The organism is Micromonospora sp. RB23 (assembly GCF_053585025.1).
Map to the genome: position 1 here is coordinate 4,353,862 of NZ_CM132111.1, position 25,278 is coordinate 4,379,139.

The window sequence follows — 25,278 nt, forward strand, 5'->3', positions numbered from 1 at the left end:
TCAGCCTCCCTCCGCGAGCGCGGCCGACAGCCGCGCGATCAGCTCGTCCTCGGACATCTCCGCCAGGTCGTCGCCGGCCCCGTCGGGCGTGCTGGCCGGCGCCGTGGTCGGCGTGCCGGCCGCCGTGGCGCTCGGCGTGGTGGTCGGCGTGCTCGGCCGGGCCGGGGTGGCGGCCGGAGCGAGCAGCGTCAGCAGGTGGTCGGTGAGCGCCGCCGCGTTGGGAAACTCGAACGTGAGCGTCGCCGGCAGGTCCACACCCAGCTCGCGTTCCAGCCAGCCGCGCAGGCTCAGCGACATCACCGAGTCCATGCCGAGGTCGAAGAAGCCCTGGTGAGCCAGCACGTCCACCCCGGACGCCTCGCCCAGCACCTCGGCCACCGCGTCGAGCACCGCCTCCAGCAGGCGCTCGGCCCGCTGCTCCGCCGGCAGCGCCAGCACGACGGCGGCCAGCGGCGCGACCGGCGGCCCGGCCTCCTCCGGTCGGCCGTCGCCCGCCACGGATTCGACGCCCACCTCGGCCAGGAACGCGCGGTCGGCCCGCTCCCGGCACACCCGCGCGTACCGGTGCGCGTCCACGTCCGCCACCGTGACCTGGGTGAGGCCCGCCCGGAGCGCCACCTCGAAGGCCTCGCCCACCTCCGCGCCGGCCAGCGGCCGCAGGCCGCTGTCGACCATCACCATCCGGTCCCGGCGGGACAACTCGGCCGGGTCGTCGACGGGCATGAACCGCACCACCTGGACCGGTAGACCGGCCCGCTCCCGGGCCGCGGCCACCGCGTCGACCGCGCCCTCGGCGGCGGCCCGCGCGGTCATCCCGGCGGCCCCCCAGACCGCGGCCGCCGCGCCGGTCACGCAGAACAGCGGCGGCGCGAGGTCACGGGTCGCCAGGTCCAGCCGGTGTACGACCTCAGCCCAGCGCACGGCCGACGACACCGCGCCCTCGTCGAGGGTGTCGAGCGGGGCGGCCGGCGTGGGCATCCCGACGAGCAGCACGCCACCGAGCGGGGCGCCCAACGCGTCCGGCGTCAGGTCGGCCGCGAGGTCCGCCGCACGGTCTGTCGCCGATCGTTCGTCCACCCGGCGGTCCGCCGCCGCGAGGTCGACGCGGCGCACCTGCACGCCGGCCGCTGCCAGCTCGGCGAGCCGGACGTCCCCCGGGGACGCACCGCCGGGCGACGCACCGGCGGACGGCGCGGCGTCGAGCGGTGTGGCGTCGAGCGGTGTGGCCTCCCCGACGATCAGCCGGCGCACGCCGTGGCGTACGAGCACGTCGACGAACGGTCGGCTGGCCGGGCGCAGGGCGTCGGTCACCAGGTACCAGGCGTCCGGATCGAGGTCGACCTCGGGTAGCGCGGTCGGCAGCGGGTCCGCCGGGGACAACCGGGCCGCGTACCAGGCCCCGTCACGCAGGCACAGCTCGTCCTCGGCCGGCCCGGTCCCCGGTCCCCTCGGCACCGTCAGCGCACCGGCCAGTCCGGCGGCGTCGCCGGGCGTCCAGCCGGCGTCCTGCCGGCCCTCCTGACGTGGCGCGGCGCCGAGCACGTGCGGGTCGACATCGACCAGGCCGCCCCACCCGGGCGCCGCCTCCATCGCGAGGACCCGCCCGGCCGCCCACACCGCCGCCTGCGCCGGGTCGACCTCGCCCGCCCCGGTCGGCTGCTGCGCCCCGGCCGTCACGACGCGCAACCGCCCCGGAGCCACGTCGAGGCCGGCGCGAAACTGACGGGCCGCCCGCACGACACGCGCCACGAGGACGTCGCCCGGCACGCTGCCGGGTGCCGCCGCCGCGACCAGCACGATCCCGTGGTCGGGCGGAACATCGGCCCACGGCGGCAGTTCGTCCTCGCGTACGCCACCGGTCGGCCTGCCGCCGGAGTCCTCGTCGCGGTCCGAGCGGGCGGACGGTGGCCGCCAGGTCACCTCGACGCCAGCGCGCCGCAGACCGTCGACCACCCGCTCGCCCGCCTCGACGGACGCGCCCGTGAGCGGGACGACGAGCCACCGCCCGGCCGCCTCCGGAGCGGGCGGCGGGACGCGACGCCAGCGGACGGTGAACGTCCGCGCGGCGCAGCGGTCCCGGACGTCGTCGGGCAGGGCCACACCGACGGTTCCGCAGGCCGCCACCTCGGGCACGACGTTCACGGCGGCGGTGGCAGCCGGGGCGGTCGCGACGGCCGGTGCCGTGGTCGCGGAGGCCGACCGCTCGGCGACGGGCGCCGGGCCGGTCCCCGGGTCCGCCGTGTCCGCCCAGTGCCGGCGGCGCTGCCACGGGTAGCGCGGCAGCGTCACCCGGTACGGACGACGGCCGAACAGCCGCTCCCACCGGATGCCGACACCGACCACATGGAGCTGGGCGACGACGTCCAGGAAACCTTCCGGGCGACCCAGATCCGCCCCGACCGCCAGGAGGCTCGCCTCCCCTGCCACGGCCACGGCCCCGGCGTCCGGCCCGGCGTCGACGGAGAGCCACACCCGCTCCCCCGCCGCCGCGAGCGACGCGGCCAGCGCGTCCCAGCCCGACGCCGGCGACCGCACGGACACCGGGTGCGGACCGGACACCGGCCCGCCCGCCGAGGCCAGCCACAGCGCGGGTGCCGCCGACGTGTCGGCGGGCGTCGCCACGGTGACCGTCGTGGCGGCGAGCGCCGCACGGATCGCCCGCCCCGCGTCGAGCGCACCCGCAGCGCACGCCGCCGCCAGCTCACCGACGCCACGTCCGACGACCACGTCGGGTCGTACCCCGTATGCCTCCCAGACGGCGGTGAGGGCGAGCTGGACGGCCAGCACGGCGGCGGGCTCGCCCCGGCCGACGTCGCCGGCGGTCAGTGCCGTACGCAGCGCGCCGCCGTCGTCGAGCGCGTCCAACGTGGCCCGGAACGCGGGCTCGTCGCGATCGAGGGCACGCCAGTCGACCGGCGCCCGGTCCCCGTACACCAGGACCAGGCGCTCGGTCTCGCCGGACGCCGCGCCCTGGTGCGCGCCGTCGCCCCCGGACAGCCCCGCGGCGAGGTCGGCGATCCCGCGACCGACCACCGCCACCCGGTGCTCCAGGTGCGCGCGGCGGGCCGCCGCGGCGTGGCAGATGTCGCCGATGTCCGCGCCGCCCGGCGCGGACAGTACGTGGACGAAGCTCTCCCGCGCGGCGGCCAGGGCGCCGTCCCCGGCGGCCGACAGGACCAGGAGGTGAGCCCGACCGGACCTGAGCGCGCCGGCCCGGGTGGACGCAGGAGCGCCGAGGTGCCCGTTCTGCGATGCCGGGGTGGCTGGCCCGCTGAGCACCACGTGGGCATTGGTCCCGGTGAAGCCGAACGCGCTCACCCCGGCGATCCGGGGTCGTCCGCCGGTGGCCGGCCATGCCGTCGAGGACGTGGTGATCCGGACCGGCAGCCGCGCCCAATCCACCTGAGGGGTGGGGCGGGTGACGTGCAGGTGCGCGGGCAGCTCGCCGTGTCGCAGCGCCAGCGCCGTCTTGATCAACCCGGCGATACCGGCGGCCGCCTCCAGGTGGCCGATGTTGGTCTTGACGGACCCGACCAGCAGCGGCCGGTCCGGCTGCCGCCCGCCGCCGAGCGCACGCGCCATCGCCCGCAGCTCCACGGCGTCGCCGAGCACCGTGCCGGTGCCGTGCGCCTCCAGGTAGTCCACGTCCGACGCGGCGACGCCGCCGGCGGCGAGCGCCGTGCGGATCAGCTCCTCCTGCGCCTCGCCGCCGGGCACCGTCAGCCCGCCGCTCGCGCCGTTGTGGTTGACCGCGCTACCACGGATCACGGCGTAGACCCGGTCGCCGTCGCGCTCGGCCTGCGCGAGTGTCTTGAGCACCACCACGCCGGCGCCCTCACCGCGCCCGTAGCCGTCGGCGCTGGCGTCGAAGGTCTTGCAGCGGCCGTCGGGCGACAACGCGCCCGCGGCCGACATGGCCAGGTGCACGGTGGGCCGGACCATCACGTTCACCCCACCGGCGAGCGCGACGTCCGCCTCCCCCGCGCGCAGGCTCTGCACGGCCAGGTGCACCGCGACCAGCGAGGACGAGCAGGCCGTGTCGATCGCCAGGCTCGGGCCGCGAACGTCCAGGAAGTACGACAACCGGCCGGCCGTACCGCTGAAGGAGTTGCCCGTGCCGTAGTAGAGGTCGACGTCCCGGGCTCGCCGGGTCAGCAGTTGCTGGTAGTCACTGGTGTTCATGCCGACGAAGACACCGACGCGGGCGGACCGCCGGTGCGCCAGCGTGACCCCGGCGTCCTCGAGCGCCTCCCAGGCCACCTCCAGGAAGAGGCGCTGCTGCGGGTCCATGGCCCGGGCCTCACGGGCCGAGATCCGGAAGAACCCGTTGTCGAACAGATCGACCCGGTCCAGGAAACCGCCACGCCGGGTGACCACCGTGCCGGGGACGCCGGGCCCGGCGCCGAGCAGCGCCTCGGCGTCCCACCGGTCCGCCGGCACGTCCCCGGTGGCGTCGACACCGTCGGACAGCAGCCGCCAGAACTGCTCGGGGCCGTCAGCCCCCGGCAGCCGGCAACCGATGCCCACGATGGCCACCGGCTCGGCCGTCCCGCGTACGACCGACGCGACCGGAACGGCCGCCTCCGGGGCGATCGGCGCTGGCTCCGCCTGCCGGGGCGGCTCAACCGGACGCGCTGGCTCGGTCGGTGCGGCCGGCAGGGCCTCGGCGACGAGGTGGTCGGTGAGGGCGTCGATGGTCGGGTGCTCGATGCCGACCGCCGCGCCGAGGACGGTGCCCAGCTCCCGTTCGAGCCGGCTGACGAGCGCGACCAGGGCGAGCGAGTCCATGCCCAGCTCGAAGAAGCCGCGCCCACGCGCCAGACGTCGACCGGGTTCGTATCCGAGAGCCTCGGCGGTGGCGTCGTTGACCAGGGCGGCGATCCGCTCCCGCTCCACCGGAGTGCGAGCGCGGGCGCCGGCCCCGTTTGTCGCGTGCCGGCCGCCGATACCGCCCTCGCCACCGCCGGCGCCCGCGCCCGCGGTATCCGTCCCGCTGGCGGTCGCGCCGCTGGCCGCCGGACCGCTGGCCGCCGGACCGCTGGCCGCCGGACCGCTGGCCGCCGGACCGCTGGCGGTCGCGCCGTTGGGCGCGGCGGTGCCCGGCACACCGAACCCGGCCAGCGTCTGTACGACGGTGCCGTCCGGTGCGATGAGGCGTACCTCGGCCCGCAGCTCGCCGAGCGCCACACCGCCGACGCCAGGGGCTGTGGGCGCGGAGCCGACGGAGCCCGCCCGCGCCGCCTGTGGTGACGGCGAGGCGACCGACTCGGGGGTCGGCAGCCAGTACCTCTCCTCGGCGAGCCGGACCGGCGGCAGCGGCACGTACCGCCGACCCTCGCCGTGCACCGCCGCCCAGTCCACCGCGACACCGGCGGCGTACGCCTCGGCGAGGGCTCGGGTCAGGGTCTCCACCGGCGGTCGACCCCGCGCCAGGCTGCCGATCGCCGCGCCACGGCGGGAGCGCGCCACGAGTGACGCCGCCAGCGGCCCGGTCAGGACCGGGTGCGGGCCCAGCTCCACGAAGACCGCCGGCCGCCGGGACAACAGCCGGTCGATCGCCGGCCAGAACAGCACGGGTTCGCGCACGTTCCGGCCCCAGTAGGCCGGCCCGAACTCCGGTACGACGCCGGCCGGGTCCACGGTGGACAGCATCGGCACACACGGCTCGGCCGCTGTCAGCCCGTCGAGCCGGCGCTCCAACTCGTCGCCGTACGCCGAGACAGCCGGGCTGTGGAACGCGTAGTCGCCCGCCAGCGGCACGCACCGCACCCCGGCGGCGGTCAGGTCGGCCAGCAGGCGGTCCACGGCGGCCGCCGGACCGGCGACCACGACCGAGCGCGGCCCGTTGACCGCGGCGACCACGACCTCGGCGTACCGTTCGACGGCGGCGGTGACCTCGTCGGCGGACAGCGCGATCGCGGCCATCCGTCCGCTGCCGGACGCCGGTTGCAGCAGCTCTCCCCGCAACACGATGACCCGCAGCGCGTCTTCCAGCGACAGCGCGCCGGCCGCGCAGGCCGCGGCGACCTCCCCCATGCTGTGGCCGACGACCGAATCCGGCGTCACACCCCACCGAGCCCAGAGCCGGGAGAGCCCGACCTGGATCGCGAAGATCGCCGGCTGGGCGAACCGGGTGTCCGACAACCGGCTGCCGGTGCGGCGGCCCAGCTCCTCCATCAGCGACCAGCCGGCGATCCGTCGCGTCAACGCGTCGCACTCGTCGAGCGTGGCGCGCACGGTCGGGTCGGCGCGGTAGAGGTCGAGGCCCATGCCCGGGTACTGCGAACCCTGGCCGGAGAACACCTGCACCACGTACGCCGGGTCGTCGTGCAGCAACTCGCCGCGGACCGTACGGGCGGACCGTTCGCCGTGCTGGTGGGCGGTCAACGCGCCGCGCAGGTCGGCGGCGCTCGCGCCGGTCACGGCGAGCCGGTGGATGTGGTGACTGCGCCGGGCACCGCTGCTGAACAGCAGGTCACCGAGCTGGTCGGGCTCCGCCGTCGCGGGGTCGTCGAGCAGCGCCGCGTGCCGCGTGACCTGGTCCGCCAGGGCCGACTCGGAGGGGCCGGACAGCACCAGCACCGGCCAGGACACGGGTGCCGACGTCTGCGCGACGCGCTCCGCGCCCGGCGCGGCGAGCACGACGTGCACGTTGCTGCCGGACAGACCGAACGCGCTGACGCCGGTGAGGCGGCGGGACGCGTCAGGCAGCGCCGTACGGGTGGTGGGGACCGCCAGCCCGGAGCCGGACCAGCCGAACCGTGGTGTCGGCTGCGTCAGCTTGATCTGCGGCGGCACCACCCCGTTACGCGCGACCAGCATGCCCTTGAGCAGGCCGAGGATGCCGGCGGCGGAGTCGAGGTGACCGAAGTTGGCCTTGTGCGAGCCGACGAGCAGCGGGCGCTCCGGCGCGCGTTCGGGACCGAAGACCGCCGCCAACGCGCTGAGCTCGATCGGGTCACCCAGCGGCGTGCCGGTGCTGTGGGCCTCGACGTACTCGATGTCCGCGGGCGACACATCGGCATCGCGGAGCGCATCCCGGAGCAGCTGCTCCTGGGCGACGGCGTTGGGCGCGGTCAGGCCGGCGCTGCGGCCGTCGTGGTTCGTCGCGCTTCCCTTGATCACGCCCCAGATCTGGTCACCGTCGGCGATGGCGTCCGCGTACCTCTTGAGGACGACCACGGCGCCGCCCTCGCCACGCACGACGCCGTCGGCGTCCACGTCGAACGGGCGGCAGAGCCCCTGCGGCGACAGCGCCTGGATGCGTCGCATGTAGAGGGTCAGCTCCGGACCGACCATCAGGTTGACACCGCCGGCGAGCGCGGTGTCGCAGTCGCCCGCCGCCAGGGCACGCGCGGCGAGGTGCACCGCCAGCAGGGAAGACGCGCAGGCGGCGGTCAGGGTCATGCACGGCCCGTTCAGACCGAACGTGTACGCCACCCGCCCTGAGCCGAAGCTGAACTCCTTGCCGCTGGCGTAGTGCGCTCCCACGTGGTCGACACCGAGGGTGCGGGCGTGCAGGACGGCGTAGTCCATCGCCAGGATACCGAAGTAGACCCCGGTGTTGCTGCCGGCCCAGGCCGACAGAGGCACGCCGCTGTGCTCCATGGCACGCCAGGCGAGCGTCAGCAGGAGGCGCTGTTGCGGGTCCATCTCGCGCGCCTCGTGCGGTGAGACGCCGAAGAACTCGGCGTCGAACAGGTCGATGTCGGGCAGGAAACCGCCGATGCCGACCGTCTCGAGCGAGGCGGCGCCGGGCCGCCCGGACGGGACGCGGCCGGTGACGTCGCGCCCCTCGTCCAGGACGCGCCACAGCGAGTCGAGGTCGTCCACTCCCCCGGGGAACCGGCAACCGACGCCCACCACCGCGATGTCGGTGGCACCTGCCCGGGAGGCCGAGCGACGGTCGCGGCGCATCCCCACGGCACCCCCCACGCGCATCCGTCCGGCGAACTCAGCGGCCATTCCCCGCCTGATGATTTCCCTGTACGTTGAAGTACATCGGACGGAAAGCGAGATGTCAATGCTGATAGATCACGTCCTGGTTGCCGATGGAGCCTCGGATAACGGCCGTTCAGGCCGGCCGTCGTTGACGGTGTTCGGCTTCCCGGCCGCGGGCGGCTCGGCCTCGCATTTCACCAGGTGGAGGCGGTGGCTTCCGACCGACGTGGCGGTGGAGCCGGTGGAGCTGCCCGGGCACGGCGCCCGCCGGCAGGAGCCGGCGATCGACGACTGGCCCCGGTTGGCGGCCACGGTCAGCGACTCGGTGCGCGACCGCCTGTCGGGTCCGTACGCCCTGGCCGGGCACAGCTTCGGCGCGCTGCTGGCGTACGAGGTGGCGGCGACGCTGTCGCGCACCGGCCCCGGCCCCGAGCTGGTGATCGTCGCGGGGCGCAACGGACCGGCCGCCGGTCTCGCCCACCGCCCCCTGCACGGGTTGGACGACGATCGGCTGATCGAATCGCTGGGGCGCCTCGGCGGCACCCCGGCCGAGGTCCTCGCCGAACCGGCGCTGATGCGGCTCGCCCTGCCGGTGCTGCGAACCGACCTGCGGCTGGCGGAGACCTACGCCCGCCCGCCCCGAGGGGCGCTGGGGTGTCCGATCGCCGCCGTGGTGGGCCGCCACGATCGGATGGCCGACGCGGCGGGCGCGCTGGCCTGGCAGCAGGAGACGGTCGGGCGCTTCGACCTGACCGTGGTCGACGGCGGGCACTTCATCCTCGACCATCCGCAGGTCATCGACGTGGTGACGGCGCGGACGACCGAGCTGCTTCGGCGGGTGACTCGCTCCGGGGCCGGTACCACCAGCGGTTGACCCGCCCGGCCACCACCACCGCCAGCACCGCCAGCACCGCCCCGGCCAGCAGGTCGACGGCGTAGTGCTTACGCAGGTACAGCGTGGACAGCAGCAGCCCCAGGCCGATCGGCAGGTACCACCAGAACAGGCGGCGGGCGTCGCGCCACAGGTAGACCATCAGCACCACCGTCATGGCGGTGTGCAGGCTCGGAAAGAGATCCCGCGCCGGGCCCTGGACCGCGGTGATGGCGTCCAGCGCGCCGCCGATCGATCCCTCGTGACCGGGGAGCGGGTCGGCGTAGACGTCTGTCTGGTAGATGTGCGGTCCCACCCCCGGCACCAGCACGTAGCCGGCGTAGCCGACGACCGCGGTGATGGAGATCGCGAGCGCGAAGTCGTGGTACTCGCGCAGGTGACCCCGCAGGTACGAGAAGATGGCCCACGCCGCCTGGGACAGGCCGTAGCTCAGGTAGCAGATCGCCATGAACAAGGTGAGCGCCGGTGAGCCGAGGGTGTCGTTGAGCCAACGGCTGACGTCGCCGCCGAAGACGGTCCGGTCGAACTCGATCAGCGCGGGGTCGACGAGCGGGAAGTCGAGTTCCGGGGTGATGTCGCGCAGACTCGAGTAGATCACCACGCAGGACAGGAACGGCACCGCCGTCCTGGCCACCCCGCCCACGGTCCTGGCCAGCCTCGCCGCGCCGCCCGCCCGCGCCGCCGCCGCGTCGAGCGCCGCCGCTCCCGACGCGGCGGTACGCCTGCGGCGCGACAGCGCGAGCCCGGTCATCAGCGCGCCGACCAGCACGGCAGACGCGGCGATCACCGCCCAGGAGACCGCGCCGGTGACCAGGGCGAGCCCGGCGACGAGCGTGAGGGCCACCGCGAACAGGCACTCCTCCGGCCACAGCAACGGGGCGCGCCGGCTGGCGCCCCGGTCCCGTGTGACTGTCACGGGCCGGGGCGTGCCGACGGTCATGCCGTCTCGCCCGACGAGGGTGAGGACCGCCAGAGGACCGGGCAGAACTGCGGGTCGCTGTAGTCGGGCAGACCCGCCTCGTTACGGCGTACCAGGGAATCGTGGTTGTAGACGACGAGGTCGCCGTCGGAGCGGTGGAACCGCCGGTACCGGTTGTCGCCGTCCTGGAGGTGCAGGGAGATGGCACGCCGGGGACGTGGGCTCCGGTTGGCCCCGCTGCCGTGGTAAGTGCGGCAGTGGTGGAAGCTCATGTGGCCCTTGGGGATGTGCATGGGGATCTTGTTGACCTGCGCGCCGTTGTACTCGGCGTTGCTGACGAGCAGATCCTCCAGCTCGGAACGGTCGCGCTCGGCGAAGTGCCGCGTGGTCTTGTCGTCGCCGCCGACCTCCTTCCAGGTGTGGCTGCCGTCGACCATCGTGATCGTGCCCATCTCCTCGGTGCACTCGTGCATCGGGATGAAGGCGGTCAGCATCCGCTCGGAGGTGCAGGTCTGCCAGTAGTGGCGGTCGAAGTGCCAGGGCACGATGTTCGTCGGCTCGCCGGGGCTCGGCGGCTTGAGGATCAAGGTGCTCTGGAACACCCGGATCTCGGCCGCCTCCGCCAGCCGTGCCGCGACCGCGCCGATGATCGGCTTGCGCAGGATCGCCCCGATCTCGTCACTCTCGTAGTGCACGTAGTCGTTGTGTCGCTGCACGTCGCCGTGTTCCGGCTCCCAGTAGGCCAGCTTCGCCGGCCGCCGGGGCAACCGCCGGTCGCGGTGGCCTGAGTAGAACCGCTCGCTGGCCGCCACGAGCGTGTCCACCTCGTCGTCGGTGAGCAGCTTCTGGCTGAGGTACCAGCCCCGCTCGGCGTACGACCGGACGTCCTCGTCGGTGGGCAGCGCGGCCCGCTCCTCGTCGGTCAGCGTGAATTCCGTCGTTGTCATCGCGCTCCTCTCATCGTTGATCCGTGGTGGTGACCGCCGCCGGGTCCGCCTCCCGGACCCGCGCCGTGGAGGGCGGACCGAACATCAGGCTGACGTTGTGTCCGCCGAACGCGAAGGAGTTGGACAGGACCGCGCGGGGCCGGACCGGGCGCGCCTGACCCCGCACGTGGTCGAGGTCGCAGGCCGGGTCCGGATCGTCCAGGTTGTGGGTCGGCGGCAGCACCCCGTAGGTGAACGCCAGGGCCGCCGCCGCCGCCTCGACGGCTCCGGCGCTGCCCAGCAGGTGCCCGGTCACGCCCTTGGTGGAGCTGACCGCCGGTGCGTGCGTACCGAATGCGCTGTGGACGGCGCGGGTCTCGGCCACGTCGCCCCGCTTGGTGCTCGTGCCGTGGGCGTTGATGTAGTCGACGTCGGTGGGCGCGACGCCGGCGTCGGCGACCGCCCGGCGCATGCTCTGCGCGGCGCCGGCGCCGTCCGCCCGCGGCGACGTGGGGTGGAACGCGTCGGTGGTGGCGCCCCACCCGATGATGTCGGCGTAGCCGGCCGCCCCCCGCGCGTCCGCGTGCTCGGCGCGCTCGACGACCATGATCCCGGCGCCCTCGCCGAGCACGAAGCCGTTGCGTCGCCGGTCGAACGGGCGGCTCGCCTGCGCCGGGTCGGACCAACCGGTGGCGAGCGCCCGCGCGTTGGCGAATCCGGCGGTGCCGGTCGGTCCGAGCGGCGACTCCGCGCCACCGCACACGACCACGTCCGCGTCGCCGGCCCGGATGAGCCGCAGCGCCTCCGCCACGGCGTGGGCGCTTGCCGCGCAGGCGGTGGCGATGCACGAGCTGTAGCCCTGGATGCCGTACCTGATGGCGATGCGCGCGGCGGCCATGTTGGGAAGGAAACCGGGATAGAGGTACGCGCTCACGGCGGTGCGGCCGCGCTCCTCGCGAGCCTTGGCCTGCGCCTCGTACGTGGTGAGACCACCCGCGCCGCTGGAGACGACCACGGCGACCCGCAGTGGGTCGACATCGCGGCCGACCTCCAGGCCGGCGTCCCGCATCGCGTCGTCCGCGGCGGCCAGACCCATGATCAGAAACCGGTCGGCGGCCAGCACCTCGTTGGGCGGCAGCACGGTGGTGGGGTCGATGTCCGGGGCGATGCCGACCACCTCCGTGGCGGCGGCCGCACCGTGCCCCTCGGGCGGGCGCACCAGCCCGGAGCGTCCGTTGCAGATGGCCGCGAAGAAGTCCGCCGCGCCCCGCCCGACGGGCGTCACCAGCCCCATCCCGGTGATGGTGGCCGAGGGTCGGGTCGATCCGGTCATGTCAACCGCCTTGTCCGCCGCCGGTCGGCGGCCTGGTCGTCTCGTGGTCCGGCGTGAGCAGCAGGGCCGTCGCGCCGGAGGGATTGGCCGGGTCGGTGTCGTGCTCGACGACGATCACCAGCGCCTCCGCCGCGTCCCCGTCGGCGAACAGGCCCTGGGCCACCGCCCGGCCCTCGCCGAAGGGATCGCCGGCCGGACTGAGAGACACGACCGGCCCGGTCAGGGCCCACTCGGTGGCGACGTGGCCGAGGACCGAGTTCGGCACGGACTGGAAGAAGTACATCGGCGACACCCGTCGGCCCGCGTCCACCTCCCCGGCGATGGCCGCCGCGGTGGCCTGGTCGGCGTACGCGCTGACCAGCACGACGGCGGTGGGCCCGGCGGGACCCTCGCCGGTGCGCCGTCGCAGGCAGCGGCCGGCGACGGCCACGACGAGCGGAGGGAACGGCGAGGCGACGAACCCGCGGACCGCGGGTGGTCGACCGGCGTCGCCGGGCTCGGGCCACGCCGCGCGGGCCACTTCACGGACCGCGCCCGCGGCGGTGTCGAGGCCTGTCACACCGCCCCCAGCACCAGAGCGGTGTTCGCGCCACCGAAGGCGAAGTTGCAGCTCAGGGCGTACCGACCCACCAGCGGGCCGGGTTCGCGCACCACCCGTACCGGGCACTGCGGGTCCGCCCCGGTAAAGCCGGCGTTGACCGGTAGCCGGCCAGCGTCGAGGGCCAGCGCGGTGACCGCGAACTCCAGCAGGCCGGACGCCTCCAGGGCGTGCCCGTGCACGGACTTGGTCGAGCTGACCGCCACCGACCCCGCCGCCGCGCCGAGGCCGACGCGCAGCGCGCTGCTCTCGGCCGCGTCGGCACGTGTCGTGCCGGTGCCGTTGGCGTTGACGTACGCCAACTCCGCCGCCGGCACACCGGCCCGGGCCAGGCCGGCCCGGATGGCCGAGGCCATCCCGGCGCCACCCGGATCGGGTTGGCAGACGTGGTAGGCGTCGCCGGCCCGGGCCCAGCCGACCAGTCGGGACCGGACCCGACCGCCCCGGCCCTGGGCGGCGGCCGCCGACTCCAGCACCACGGCGGCGACCGCGTCGCCCAGCAGCATGCCGCGCCGGCCGTTGCTGAACGGGCGTACGGCGCCGTCGTCGGCCAGTGCCCGGCCGGCGTCGAAGAGGGCCTGGTGGTCGGCGTCGACGAGGAAGCCCCCGGCGACCACCGCGCGTTCGCACCGACCCCGGGCGATCATCGAGGCGGCCTCGGCCAGCGCGGTGCTGCCCGCCACACACGCCGACGTGTAGACCCGCGCGACACCGGAGAGCCCGCTTCGCCGGGCCACGGAGGCGGCCAGTTCAGCCGGACCGTTGCCCGACCCTCCGGCGCGGATCACGCTGGTGCCCGTGCCGGTGGCGAAGAACAGCGGGCACTCGCCGCGCCGGTGCGCCAACCCGGCGTCGTCGCAGGCGTCCGCCACGGCGGCGACCACCTCGGCGGCCAGATCTGCGGTGTCGGCGAGGGTGGCCGCCGCGCGGACCCGGCTGCGGCCCGGGTCGAAGCGACGGACCTCGCCGAACGCGGGCTTTCCGGCCAGCACCGCCGCCAACAGCGGCGCCGGGCCGCGGCCGTGGGCCGTCAGGAGACCCAGTCCGGTGACGACGACAGTCGAGCGGGTCACTCCGACTCCGCCGCCGTCAGGGTAAGACGACTGAGGATCTCCGCCGCACCGGTCACCGTGGACATGGCCGCCAGCTCGTCGTCGTCGAGGTCGAGGTCGAGGCCGTAGCGCCGCTCTATCTCGTAGACCAGCCGGGCGAGCTCCAGCGAGTCGATGCGCTCACGCGAGGCGTCGACGCTCCGGTAGCCCACGTCGGCGAGGATCGACAGGATCTCGTCGCGGCGATCGCTGTCGCCCACCGTCACTCCGCCGAGGTGGCCGGTGCGACGGGGGCGCTCCGCGCCGGCTCCGCGCGCCCGGCCACCTCGGCGGCGAACCGGTCGAGCGTGTAGTCGGCCAGCTTCTCCAGTTCCTCGTCGGTGAACTTGACGCCGAAGGTGTCCTCGACGCGCACGGCGAGTTCGGCGACGGCCAGCGACTCCAGGTCGAGCCCGGCGGGGCCCAGCACCGTGTTGCCGGTGACGTCGTCGACGTCGTAGTTCATCTGGGCCAGGGCATCGACGATGGACTGGCGAACCTCATCTGACATTGCTTGACTCCTCCCATGGAATGGGTCGTGGTGCGGGTTGCGACGATCACCGGCGACCCCAGGGGTCGGGCGTCGGAGCAGCTGGTCAGCACGGCTGCCGACCTGCTCGGCGTGCCAGCCGCCGACGTTGGCGTGGCACGGGACCAGTCCGGCCGGCCGAGGCTCACCGGCGCGGCGCGCGGGCTGCACGCGAGCATCAGCCACGGGCGCGGCGTGGTGGCGGTGGCCGTCTCCGCCGTGACGCCGGTCGGCGTGGACGTCGAGCGCGAACGCGCGCTGCCCGGCGCGGCGCTGGCCCGGCGCTGGATGGCGCCGGCCGACGCCGACTGGCTGACCGACCAGCCGAGGGAGCTGCACACCAGCGCGTTCCTCTGGCTGTGGACCCAGAAGGAGGCCATCGGCAAGGCGCGCGGCACCGGCCTGCGCGGCGGCGGCCTACGGCAACCGCTGATGCTGCCGACCGTCTGGCCGGACCCGCCGGGGTCGTTGCCGTTGCGCCCCGTGCCCGGCAGCCCGGCCGGGGTGGCCTGCGGAGCCCTTCCCGACGGCCTGGTGCTGGCCGTCGCCGGGCAGGACCGACCGGGCCAGGGCGACACCGGCGGCATCCGGCTGCTCATCGGCCCACCGGAGGCGCCCGCGCCGTGACGGCCCGTCGGCGGTCGCGCCACACACGCCCCGTTTGGGAGCGTCATGACGACGTCGGCTCGGCCGACGCGCTGCGCAACACGGCCACGTCGCGCACCAGCTTGCCGCTGGACGTACGCGGCAGCTTCGCCAGGATCTGCCACCGCAGCGGTCGCTTGTACGGGGCCAGGACGTCCTCCAACGCGGCGTCCAGCTCGCGCCCGGTCAACGGCTTGTCGACGGCCGTGTACGCCTCGATGGCACCGCCGTCGAATGTCACCACCGCCTCGGTGACGCCGGGCAGGTCGAGGATGGCCTGTTCGACTTCGGTGAGGTCGACTTTGAGGCCCCCGATGGACACCTGCGAGTCGAGGCGGCCGCGGATCGTGAACAGCCCTGTGTCGGGGTCGAGCGTGGCCGCGTCACGCGTGCGCAGCCAGCCGTCGGACCAGCGGCTCTCGTCGACGAGCCCCACGTACGGTGTGACGGGCCGACGGACCTGAAGCTCACCGTCGACGACCCGTACGTCGATCCCGGGGGCCGGGCGCAACCCGGGTCGGTGCACACCGAACAGGTCGGTGGCGATGACGCCGACCTCGGTCATCCCGTACATGTTGCCCAGCACGGTGTCGTAGCACTCCGCGAAGCGCTCGGGAACGCCGGGCCGGACCAGCTCGCCGGCCGTGGTCATCCGCACGAACTGCGGCAACGGCCCGGCCGGGCGGCCGGCCATCAGCATCTCGAGGTGCACGGGCACGCCGATCACCGTGGTCGGCGTGGAGTCGCCGGCGATGACACCCAGCACGCCGCCCACCGTCATCCGCTCGGGCAGCGTGAGCGTGACCCGGGCGTGCAGGGCGTAGAGGAGGCCGCCGACCAGACCGAGCACGTGCGCCATCGACGCGAGCAGCACGAGCCGCTCACCGGGCCGGGGCACGCCGTCGGTGAGCGTGTAGCGCTCGATCTCGGCGACCAGGTCGTCGACGGTGCGACCGATGACTTTCGACGGGCCGGTGGACCCGGAGCTCAGCTGGATGAGGGCGTGCGGTGTCGACGCCGGCCGGCCGGCCGGGCGCGCGATGACCGTCTCGTCGACGGTGACGAAGCCGCGCAGCGGCGGGAGCACGGTGTCGACGGGCTGGACGAGGAACTGCGCGCCGACGCGTTCGAGCGCCCGCTCCACCTCGCCGCGCGACAGCCGGTGGTCGAGCAGCGTCACCTGGGCCCCGATCCGCCAGGCGGCGAGCAGGTTGGCCACGTACGCCAGCGAGGAGGGCAGTCGTAGCGCCAACGCGCCGCCCGGGCGCAGCCCGGCGTCGGTGAGCCGGGCCTGTCGGGAGGTCACCTCGGCGCGCAGTTGCGCCCGGGTGATCGGCGTGCCGAGGACGAGGCAGGTCTCGTTGCCCGGCCCGGCGAGCAGGACGTCGTCGACCCAACCGGTGCCGTGCGCGGGCAGATCGTGCCGCACAGCCGCCAGCGGCGAATCTATAGTGGACACAAGGCCTCCACGCTGTTCGAACGGCGGGCCGGCTCGACTCGACGGGTATGTACGTGCCGAACGGAGGAGCTTCCTCATCTGATGACATCCCGGTTCGATGAATTATATCGACGCGCTCCGCACCGTCAAGCGCCGGCCGGACGGTGGGCGCGTAGGTGACGCCGGAAGTGTCGCCGGCGAGGGCCAGGGCCGTACTCGTCACGCTCTCCCTGGCCGCGTTCGCGTTCGTCACGACCGAACTGCTGCCCGTCGGTCTGTTGACTCACCTCGCGTCCGATCTCGACCGGTCCCGTTCGCGGGTGGGTCTGCTGGTCAGCGGGTACGCCGTCGTGGTGGTGCTGGCGTCCGTACCGCTGGCCCGGCTGACCCGGCGAATCCCCCGTCGCCACCTGCTCGGCGTCACGATGCTCCTGTTCGCCGCCGCGAACGGCGTCGCCGCCACCGCGCAGACGTACTCCGTGCTGGCCGGGGCCCGCCTCGGGACCGCTGTCGCGCAGGCGCTGTTCTGGTCCATCGCCACGGCGACCGTGATCGGGCCCTTCCCCGTCGCGGTGCGGGGCCGGGTGGTGGCGCTGTTCGCGACCGGGGCGACGCTCGCGCCGGTGCTCGGCGTACCCCTGGGGACCTGGATCGGTCAGCAGGCCGGCTGGCGCGCGGCGTTCGCGGCGCTGGCCGGGGTCGGTCTGGTGATCGCCGTCGCGGTGTTCGCCCTCCTACCCACCTATCCCCCGGCGGCCGGTGGCGGCGCTCGGGGCACGGCGCCCGACGGACGGCGCTTCGCCGTGCTGCTGGCCGCCACCACCCTCGGCATCGGCGGTTTCCTGACCCTGCAGACCTACATCACGCCCTTCCTGCTCGACGTCGGCGGCTTCGCCGACGCGGCCCTGACGCCGCTGCTGTTCACCTCCGGCGTCGCGGGCGTCGTCGGCACCCTGCTCGTGGCGCGGACCCTGGACACCCGGCCGATCGCCTCGCTGTTGGCGTCGCTGGGCGTCGGTGCGGCCGCGCTGTTCGGCATGTACGGACTCGGCGCTCTCCCGCCCGGCGCGGTCGTCTGTCTCGCCGGGCTCGGCCTCGCCTACGCGGCCTTCGCCTCCGCCGTGCAGAACCGCATGCTGCACCTGGCACCCGGCAGCACCGACATCGCCTCGGCCGGCGTCAGCACCGCGTTCAACGTCGGCATCGCCGGTGGTTCGCTGCTCGGCGGCGCGCTCCTGCCCATGTCGGGGGCACGCGCGCTCGCGCTCGCCGGCGGACTGCTGACGGTGGCCGCCCTCGTGCTGCTCAGCCGGGACGCGAGGACGTCCGCCCGGTCCGACAGACTTCAGAAGCTGTCAACTGGCTGACGTCAGCATGTCCTCGGAAAAGGCAATCCGCCCACGAGGACAAGGCTCCATGACCACAGAACACCACACCCGGCTCCAACCGGCTGAGCCCGGCATCCACGACGAGCCGCGCGGGCGCGACGCGACCACGCGGTCGGCCACCGCCGCGCGGCCGGCGCCCCGTCCGGGGCTGACCCTCTTCGCGTTGGCGCTGGGCACCTTCGCCATCGGCACCGGCGAGTTCGGCAGCAACGGGATCCTGCAACTCTTCGCCGCCGACCTGGGCACGTCCATCCCGGTCGCGACGTACGCGATCAGCGCCTACGCCTTCGGTGTCATGATCGGCTCGCCGGCGATCACGCTTCTCGCGGCGCGCGCCAACCGCCGTACCCTCCTGCTGGGTCTGATCGCGTTGTTCCTGGTCGGCAACGTCCTGTCGGGCCTGGCCCCGAACATCGCGACTCTTGTCGTCTTCCGCTTCATCACCGGGAGCGTGCAGGGCGCGTTCTTCGGCGCGGGGGCTGTCGTCGCCGCGTACGTCTACGGCCCCGGCAAGGGTGGCAGGGCGTTCGCCACCGTGATGGGCGGCCTGACGGTGGCCACCATCCTGGGGTCGCCGCTCGGCACCCTCGTCGGCCAGCAGGCCGGGTGGCGTACGACCTACTGGACCGTGGTCGGTCTGGGTCTGCTGGCCGGAGCGGCGCTCCTGGCGTGGCTGCCGCGCACCGACGACCTGCACGGCAGTTCGGTGGGGCACGAACTGGCCGCCCTCCGGCGACGCGAGGTCTGGCTCATGGTCGCTGTCGCGGCGCTCGGCATCTCCAGCATCTTCGCCGTCTACACCTTCATCGGGCCGTTCGTCACCGACGCGGCACGGGAGAGCCCGTCGCTCATTCCGGTCGCCCTGGCCGTCTTCGGCCTCGGCATGGCGTTCGGAAACTACTTCGGTGGTCGCGCCGCCGACCGCGACGGCAGCCGGCCGCTGATCTACGGCTTCAGCTACGTCCTGGTGCTGCTGGTGGCCATCGCCTTCACCGGCCGGGAGATCCTGATCCTCATGCCGGCGCTGTTCGGCGTCGGCGCGACCATGATGTTCGCCATTCCGGCCATCCAGGTACGGCTGACCCAGTTCGCACCCGACGCGCCGACCCTCATGGGCGCGCTCAACCTGGCCGCCCTCAACCTCGCCAACTCGCTCGGCGCGATCGGCGGCGCCGTCGCCCTCGGCGCCGGGTGGGGAACCCTCTCCACGGTGTGGGCGGGATTTGTCCTCACCGGCGCCGGCCTGGTCCTCTACCTCACCACCGTTGGTCGGACCAGGCCGGCCGTCAGGCCCGCGTAGTCGTTCACCGGCACCGCCGGCGGGTCGGTCCCCGACGCGGAGCTCTCGCCGGGGACCCGGTCCCCACCCGACCGGCGTCGGCCACAGGTTGGCCGACGCCGGTCGCGGTACGCAGCCCGACAGGGGACGCGGTGTCTCCGGGAGATCAGTGCGCCGTCCCCGCGCCGCCCCGCAGCTGACTCCAGGGGCGGCCCTCCTCGCCCGGAAGCCGGGTCGTGGCGAAGCGCTCGTCGATCTCGGCGAGCTGCTCCGGCGTGGGGTTCGGGCCGAGACCGCCGAGTTCCTCGAAGAGTTGCTCGTTGCCGGCAGGCGCGCTGACGAAGAGCAGCTTCCCGCCGGTCGGGGTGACGAACGTGTGGTAGGCGCCCCGGGGCACCACAACCGTGGTACCCGGGCCACCGGAGAACTCGGCGTTCCCCACCCGGAAGTGGTACTCGCCCTCCAGGACGTAGGCGATCTTCATGAAGTCGTGATGCGCGTGGGGCGGGTTCTCGGCGATCACGTCGTGATGGAACAGGAAGGCGCCCAACGCCCCATCCGCCTCGGCGCCCCGGACGAGGATCTCCGGGCGGTGCGGGCCGCCCAGCTCGATCAGCTCCCCCTCGCCCGGCTGGACCGCCCACCCGTCCCGACCCCAGTCCGCTTGCTTCTTCACTGTCGTCCCTCTCTCGTGCCGTCCACAGCGCGTCAACCCAACACCGGGGCACACGATTTCCAGTGACCAGCAAGTTACCGCCGGCGGCAGCGGTCGCGACGGGGAAGCCGCGAAAGCCACCCGCCCGGCGCTGTCGGACAAGTCAGTGTCGGTCCAGTTGCTGTCAACAACGGGCACCTACTCTTCGATGGTGAGCACTCCAGACGCCGACGGCCCTGTCCTCGACGCCGAGCAGTTCGACCGCCTCGCCAGCTACGGCACCGAGGAGGAGGTCAGCCAGGGACAACACCTGTACGCCGCCGGCGACAGCTCCTACGACTTCTTCCTGCTGCGTACGGCGACTGCCGAGGCGGTCCGCAACGCGACGGCGCTGGAGCCCGAACGACTGATCTACCGGCGCGGGCCGGGCGAGTTCCTCGGCGAACTGAGCCTGCTGACCGGGCAGCAGGTGTTCCTCACGGTCCGCGTCGTGACGGCCGGGACCGTCGTCCGGATCACCGCGCCCGAGCTGCGCCGCGTGCTCGCCGACCAGGTCGACATCGCCGACGTGCTGATCGAGACCTTCCGGGCCCGGCGCGAGCTGATGCGCGGCGCGGCCGGCAACGCCCTGGAGATCGTCGGTCGGCCACACGTGGCCGAGTCGCTGGAGCTGCGGACGTACGTGAACCAGATGCTCCTCCCGCACACCTGGCTCGACGCGGCGTCGCTGCCCGGGCGGGCGCTGATGCGGGCGGAGGGTGTCGGCGAGGACGACCTTCCGGTCGCGGTCACCAGCAACCACGTACTGCGTCACGCCACTCCCGGCACGGTCGCGGAGGCGCTCGGTCTGACCTACGTCGCCACGGCGCGCGACCCCGACCTGGTCGTGGTCGGCGCCGGGCCGGCCGGGCTGGCCGCGGCGGTGTACGGCGCGTCCGAGGGCCTCATCACGGTGCTGCTGGACGGCACCGGCCTCGGCGGCCAGGCGGCCAAGAGCGCGCGCATCGAGAACTACCTCGGCTTCCCCGAGGGTGTCAGCGGTGAACAGTTGGCCCGGCTGGCGATGCTCCAGGCGCTGAAGTTCGGCGTCCAGATCTACGCGCCGTGCGCGGTGGTCGGCCTGGACGTGTCCGACGAGAAGCGACCCGTCGTGGAGTTGGTGGACGGCACCCGGATCGGCACGTCCGCGGTCATCGCCGCCACCGGGGCGCGTTACCGACGCCTCGACATCGAGCGGTGGGCCGAGTTCGAGCAGAGCGGCTGTGTCCGGTACGCGGCCACCGAGCTGGACGTGCGCGGGTACGAGTCCCAGCCGGTCGCCGTGTTGGGCGGCGCCAATTCGGCCGGGCAGGCGGCGCTCTCCCTGGCCGCCCGGAACTGCTCCGTACACCTGGTGGTGCGCGCGGCCGACCTCGGGGCGAAGATGTCGGCGTACCTGACCGACCGGATCCGGGCCCATCCCCGGATCACCGTCCACACCGGCAGCGTCCTGCGGGAGCTGCACGGGGAGGACACCCTGAGGGCGATCGTCGTGGCGGAGGAGGGTGAGCCCACGCGGCTGGACTGCCGGGGACTGTTCTGCTTCATCGGCGCCGAACCGGAGTCCGGATGGATGAAGGGCATCGCGATGGATGAGAGTGGTTTCGTGCTGACCGACAGCCGGCTGCCGTCCGGCACGCACGACGCGCCGCTGCCGTTCCAGACCAGCGCCGCCCGCGTCTTCGCGGTGGGCGACATCCGCTCCGGTTCCACCAAGCGGGTCGCGACAGCCGTCGGCGAGGGCGCCGGAGCGGTCTCCGCGGTCCACACCGTACGGTCCCGCTGAGGTCGCGGCGCGGCCACCGGACGGGCTCCGTCCGGCGGGCGGTGACGCCCACCGGACGGAGATCGCTGCCGCTACCCGCCGTTGCGTCCCACCAGCGAGATCAACTCGTCGGCCGCCGGCCCTGAGGACGCCGGATTCTGGCCCGTGACGAGCAACCCGTCGCTCACCACGTACGGCTCGAAGTTGCCCGCCTTGGAGAAGTCGGCGCCCTTCGCGACCAGCTCGTCCTCGACGAGGAAGGGCACGACCTTCGTCAGGCCCATGTACTCCTCCTCGCTGTCGGTGAACCCGGTGACCCGCCTGCCGGCCACCAGCGGCTCACCGTCCGGCGTCACGCAGTGCCGCAACACCCCCGGGGCGTGGCACACCAGCGCGATCGGCTTGCCCGCCGCGACGACCTGCTCGATCAGCTTGATCGAGGTGTCGTCCTCGGCGAGGTCCCACAGGGGTCCGTGACCGCCCGGGTAGAAGACGGTGTCGTAGTCCGCGACGGAGACCGAGTCGAGCCGTACGGTCGTCCCGAGCTGGCGTTCCGCCTCGGCGTCCGCCGTGAACCGACGGGTCTGGTCGGTCTGGAAGTCCGGCTCGTCGCTCTTCGGGTCCAGGGGCGCCCGGCCACCCTGGGGCGAGGCGAGCGTCACCTCCCATCCGGCGTCCCGGAACCGGTAGTAGGGCGTGGCCAGCTCCTCCAGCCAGAACCCGGTCTTGCGACCGGTGTCACCGAGCTGGTCGTGCGAGGTCAACACCATCAGAACCTTGGTCATGTCCACTCCTTGAATCATCGGGCCGGCGCCGGCGTCCGTCGCGTCGGCGGTCATACCCACGGTCCGGCTACTCAGACGCCGAAGGCGACGACCTCGAGCTGGATGTTGTCGATGTCCCGGAAGACGACGGTCGAGTAGAGGAACGGCTCCCGCGCGGTCTGGATGCCGGAGTGCGCGACGCCCAGGCTGTCGAGCCAGGCGGACCAGGCCTCGAGCCCTTCGCGCGTCTCGACGTTGAGGGAGAAGTGGTCGAGGCCGGTACGGACCTCGTTGAACTCCTCGCCCTGGTTGCCCTCGTTGTGGTGCAGACCGATGGAGAAGCCGGTGCGCTGGTCGATGACCAGCTCGGCGTACCCGGTCCACTCACGGCCGTAGTGCGGAAGCTTGCCGTCCGCGAGCGTGGCCTGGAAGACCTTCTGGTACCAGGCCACGCTGGCCTCGAGGTTCCGGACGGTGAAAGCGACGTGGTGCACGCCGCTGAACGACGGTGCGGTGACGTCGGTCATGACAACTCCTTCGTGCCAGGTGATGACTTCTGCACCTGGAGTTGTAGGCAACGCCAGTTGAGGAGCACTGGACAGGAGATGCATTGACAGCAGGCGATTGACTGAGCGTCCCGGATGCCTCTATAACCGATGTCCACCGCCCGCGCTGCGGGCTCAGCTGCACGGCCCGCGGCGACCCGCCCCTCGGAGACGGCATGACACGTCAGGTCCCCGCCCGCCCCGCCCTGCCCCTACTGCTCATCCTCACCCTCGTCGCCGGCGTGTTCGCCGCACCGGCCCGACCGGCGCAGGCCGCCCCGGCCAGGACGCCACCACTGACCACCCCGTGGACCAGCCAGGCGCTGGCCGGAACTCCCCTGCCGGAATACCCGCGACCGCAGATGACGCGTCCGGACTGGCTCAACCTCAACGGGGAGTGGCAGCTACGGCAGTCCGGCACCGACGACGCCCCGCAGTTCAACACCGACCTGCCCGAACGGGTCAACGTGCCGTTCCCCGTGGAGAGCGCCCTCTCCGGTGTCCAGCGGCCCGCCAACGACAACCGCAACTACCTGTTCTACCGACGCACCGTCACCGTCCCGCCGAACTGGTCGGGCCGGCGGACCCTGCTGCACTTCGGCGCGGTGGACTGGCAGAGCACGGTCTGGGTCAACGGCGTGCGGGTCGGCGCGCACACCGGCGGCTACGACGCCTTCACCTTCGACGTGACGACGCAGCTCAATGGCGGCGTGAACGAGATCGTGGTGAAGGTGTGGGATCCGACCGACACCCGGCAGAACGGCAGCCTGCCGCCGATCGGCAAGCAGACCAAGCAGCCCGGCGGGATCTTCTACACACCCAGCTCGGGCATCTGGCAGACGGTGTGGATGGAGCCGGTGCCCGCGGCGTCGATCAGCAGCGTGGACGTCTACCCGAACCTGGGCGCCAACACCCTGCGGGTCCGGGTCTTCACCCGGGGCGACGTGAGCGGGCACAGCGTGCTCGCCGAGGCGTTGAACGGAAGCACCGTCGTCGGCTCCGCCACCGGCGGCTTCACCGACTTCACCGTCCCGGTGCCGAACGCCCGCCGCTGGTCACCCGACGACCCGTTCCTCTACAACCTACGAATCCGCCTGCGCAACGCCAGCGGCGCGACCATCGACCAGACCATGCACTACTTCGGAATGCGGGAGATCACCACCGGTGTGGTCAACGGGGTGCTACGACCGAAGCTCAACGGCCAGTTCGTCTTCCAGGTCGGCACCCTCGACCAGGGCTTCTGGCCGGACGGCCTGTACACCGCGCCGACCGACGCCGCCCTCGCGTTCGACCTGCAGAAGCACAAGGATCTGGGCTTCAACATGGTGCGCAAGCACATCAAGGTCGAACCGCAGCGCTGGTTCTACCACGCCGACCGGCTCGGTCTGCTGGTCTGGCAGGACATCCCGTCGCTCACCGCGCAGAACATCGATCCCACCGATGCCCAACAGGCGCAGTTCGAGACCGAGGCACGCGAGATCGTCGACGAGCACCGCAGCTCCCCCGCGGTCGTCGCCTACACGCCCTACAACGAAGGCTGGGGCGAGCGCGCCCTGGCCGACACCCGCCGCGTGGCGCAGAACATCAAGAACCAGGACCCCACCCGCCTGGTCAACCCGCACAGCGGCTACAACTGCTGCCAGTCCCTCGGCAACCCCGGTAACGGCGACATCGACGACTGGCACGTCTACCTCGGCCCGGACTCACCCTCTCCGTCGAACAGCCGGATCGCGGTGCTCGGCGAGTTCGGCGGCCTGGGCCTACGCGTACCCGGCCACGAGTACAGCCCGAACGGGCAGTTCTTCGCCTACGAGTGGCAGCCCACCTCCGCTGCGCTCACCGACCGGTACGTGGGGCTGGTGGAGGGCGCGCGGAACCTGATGCTCGGCAAGGGTCTCAGTGCCTCGATCTACACCGAGATCGCCGACCAGGAGGGCGAGCTGAACGGCTTCCTCACCTACGACCGGCAGGTGGTCAAGATGGACCAGGCCCGGGTCCGCGCGGCCAACACCGCCCTCGTCGACGCGTCCAGGTCGATCGGCAGCGCGGCCCCCGTCGCCCTGCCGGTCAACACCCGGCGTTCGTTGCAGGTGACCACCCCCGGCTACACCAACCGGTACCTGCGCCACCAGAACAGCCTGGCGTACACCGAGGTCGTCGACGCGGGCAGCTCGGCGCTGCTCAGGAACGACGCGACGTACACCATCCGGCCGGGCCTGGCCGACGGCGCCTGCTACTCCTTCGAGTCGGTCAACTATCCCGGTCAGTACCTGCGGCACCAGGATTCCCGGGTCCGCAACTCGCCCAACGACGGGTCGGCGCTCCTGCGCGCCGACGCCACCTGGTGCGCCCGCGTGGGGCTGACCGGGGGCGGCGTGTCGCTGGAGTCGTACAACTTCCGCGGGAAGTACCTCCGGCACTACAACTCGGAGGTCTGGCTCAGCAACGGCGCGGGCGGTGACGCCTTCAACAGCCCCACCCTCTGGGCGGCCGACAGCACCTGGAACATCGCCGCCCCCTGGGCCCCCTGA

At 73.3% G+C, this 25,278-nt stretch carries 18 protein-coding genes; 6 read left to right on the forward strand and 12 right to left on the reverse strand.

Going from position 1 to position 25,278, the window contains the following annotated elements:
• Entirely contained in the window at positions 1 to 7,917 is a 7,917-nt protein-coding gene (locus tag ACTFTM_RS19995) for a type I polyketide synthase (protein WP_449561999.1), read from the reverse strand.
• A gap of 106 nt (positions 7,918 to 8,023) precedes the next feature.
• On the opposite strand from ACTFTM_RS19995, the gene ACTFTM_RS20000 reads away from it, so the two are divergent.
• A complete protein-coding gene (locus tag ACTFTM_RS20000) occupies positions 8,024 to 8,815 on the forward strand; it encodes a thioesterase II family protein (RefSeq protein ID WP_449566677.1) in 792 nt (263 codons plus the stop codon).
• On the opposite strand, the gene ACTFTM_RS20005 is transcribed toward ACTFTM_RS20000, so the two are convergent.
• The 7 genes from ACTFTM_RS20005 to ACTFTM_RS20035 are packed head-to-tail and all read right to left on the reverse strand — an operon-like array spanning position 8,736 to position 14,211.
• Entirely contained in the window at positions 8,736 to 9,749 is a 1,014-nt protein-coding gene (locus ACTFTM_RS20005; protein ID WP_449562000.1) for a phosphatase PAP2 family protein, read from the reverse strand. The genes ACTFTM_RS20000 and ACTFTM_RS20005 overlap by 80 nt on opposite strands.
• Positions 9,750 to 9,769: 20 nt before the next feature.
• A complete protein-coding gene (locus ACTFTM_RS20010; protein ID WP_449562001.1) occupies positions 9,770 to 10,699 on the reverse strand; it encodes a phytanoyl-CoA dioxygenase family protein in 930 nt (309 codons plus the stop codon).
• A gap of 10 nt (positions 10,700 to 10,709) precedes the next feature.
• Positions 10,710 to 12,011 (reverse strand): beta-ketoacyl-[acyl-carrier-protein] synthase family protein, encoded by a 1,302-nt coding sequence (locus tag ACTFTM_RS20015; protein ID WP_449562002.1) that lies wholly within the window; start codon positions 12,009 to 12,011, stop codon positions 10,710 to 10,712.
• Position 12,012: 1 nt separating this feature from the next.
• Positions 12,013 to 12,570, reverse strand: a complete 558-nt coding sequence (locus tag ACTFTM_RS20020; protein WP_449562003.1) for a beta-ketoacyl synthase chain length factor — start codon at positions 12,568 to 12,570, stop codon at positions 12,013 to 12,015.
• Complete coding sequence (locus ACTFTM_RS20025) at positions 12,567 to 13,682, reverse strand: beta-ketoacyl synthase N-terminal-like domain-containing protein (protein ID WP_449562004.1); 1,116 nt, start codon at positions 13,680 to 13,682, stop codon at positions 12,567 to 12,569. Before ACTFTM_RS20025 ends, ACTFTM_RS20020 begins: the two co-directional genes overlap by 4 nt.
• Entirely contained in the window at positions 13,679 to 13,921 is a 243-nt protein-coding gene (locus ACTFTM_RS20030) for a hypothetical protein (RefSeq protein ID WP_357125192.1), read from the reverse strand. Before ACTFTM_RS20030 ends, ACTFTM_RS20025 begins: the two co-directional genes overlap by 4 nt.
• 2 nt (positions 13,922 to 13,923) lie before the next feature.
• Positions 13,924 to 14,211: an acyl carrier protein gene (locus tag ACTFTM_RS20035; RefSeq protein ID WP_449562005.1), complete on the reverse strand. Its 288-nt coding sequence runs from the start codon at positions 14,209 to 14,211 to the stop codon at positions 13,924 to 13,926.
• Positions 14,212 to 14,226: 15 nt separating this feature from the next.
• Between ACTFTM_RS20035 and ACTFTM_RS20040 the strand changes: the two genes are divergently transcribed.
• Positions 14,227 to 14,856: a 4'-phosphopantetheinyl transferase family protein gene (locus tag ACTFTM_RS20040; protein ID WP_449562006.1), complete on the forward strand. Its 630-nt coding sequence runs from the start codon at positions 14,227 to 14,229 to the stop codon at positions 14,854 to 14,856.
• 43 nt (positions 14,857 to 14,899) lie between these two features.
• Here ACTFTM_RS20040 and ACTFTM_RS20045 read toward each other — a convergent pair whose 3' ends face one another.
• Positions 14,900 to 16,324, reverse strand: a complete 1,425-nt coding sequence (locus ACTFTM_RS20045; RefSeq protein ID WP_449566678.1) for a class I adenylate-forming enzyme family protein — start codon at positions 16,322 to 16,324, stop codon at positions 14,900 to 14,902.
• A gap of 164 nt (positions 16,325 to 16,488) precedes the next feature.
• Between ACTFTM_RS20045 and ACTFTM_RS20050 the strand changes: the two genes are divergently transcribed.
• Together ACTFTM_RS20050 and ACTFTM_RS20055 are read left to right on the forward strand one after the other, a co-directional pair.
• On the forward strand, positions 16,489 to 17,679 hold the full coding sequence (locus ACTFTM_RS20050) for an MFS transporter (protein WP_449562007.1): 1,191 nt from the start codon (positions 16,489 to 16,491) through the stop codon (positions 17,677 to 17,679).
• A 49-nt stretch (positions 17,680 to 17,728) separates the two neighbouring features.
• The gene (locus ACTFTM_RS20055) at positions 17,729 to 19,000 is read left to right on the forward strand and encodes an MFS transporter (RefSeq protein WP_449562008.1); all 1,272 of its coding nucleotides are present in this window, start codon (positions 17,729 to 17,731) and stop codon (positions 18,998 to 19,000) included.
• 145 nt (positions 19,001 to 19,145) lie between these two features.
• Here ACTFTM_RS20055 and ACTFTM_RS20060 read toward each other — a convergent pair whose 3' ends face one another.
• Positions 19,146 to 19,655: a cupin domain-containing protein gene (locus ACTFTM_RS20060; RefSeq protein ID WP_449562009.1), complete on the reverse strand. Its 510-nt coding sequence runs from the start codon at positions 19,653 to 19,655 to the stop codon at positions 19,146 to 19,148.
• A 190-nt stretch (positions 19,656 to 19,845) separates the two neighbouring features.
• Here ACTFTM_RS20060 and ACTFTM_RS20065 point away from each other — a divergent pair, with 190 nt between their 5' ends.
• Complete coding sequence (locus ACTFTM_RS20065) at positions 19,846 to 21,459, forward strand: FAD-dependent oxidoreductase (protein WP_449562010.1); 1,614 nt, start codon at positions 19,846 to 19,848, stop codon at positions 21,457 to 21,459.
• Between the two features lie 71 nt (positions 21,460 to 21,530).
• Here the strand turns inward: ACTFTM_RS20065 and ACTFTM_RS20070 are convergent, their stop codons facing one another.
• Both ACTFTM_RS20070 and ACTFTM_RS20075 read right to left on the reverse strand, forming a co-directional pair.
• Positions 21,531 to 22,223 carry a type 1 glutamine amidotransferase domain-containing protein gene (locus tag ACTFTM_RS20070; protein WP_449562011.1) on the reverse strand — a complete coding sequence of 231 codons (693 nt, stop codon included), beginning with the start codon at positions 22,221 to 22,223 and terminating at the stop codon, positions 21,531 to 21,533.
• 71 nt (positions 22,224 to 22,294) lie between these two features.
• The gene (locus ACTFTM_RS20075) at positions 22,295 to 22,729 is read right to left on the reverse strand and encodes a VOC family protein (protein ID WP_449562012.1); all 435 of its coding nucleotides are present in this window, start codon (positions 22,727 to 22,729) and stop codon (positions 22,295 to 22,297) included.
• Positions 22,730 to 22,923: 194 nt separating this feature from the next.
• Here ACTFTM_RS20075 and ACTFTM_RS20080 point away from each other — a divergent pair, with 194 nt between their 5' ends.
• Entirely contained in the window at positions 22,924 to 25,278 is a 2,355-nt protein-coding gene (locus tag ACTFTM_RS20080) for an AbfB domain-containing protein (protein WP_449562013.1), read from the forward strand.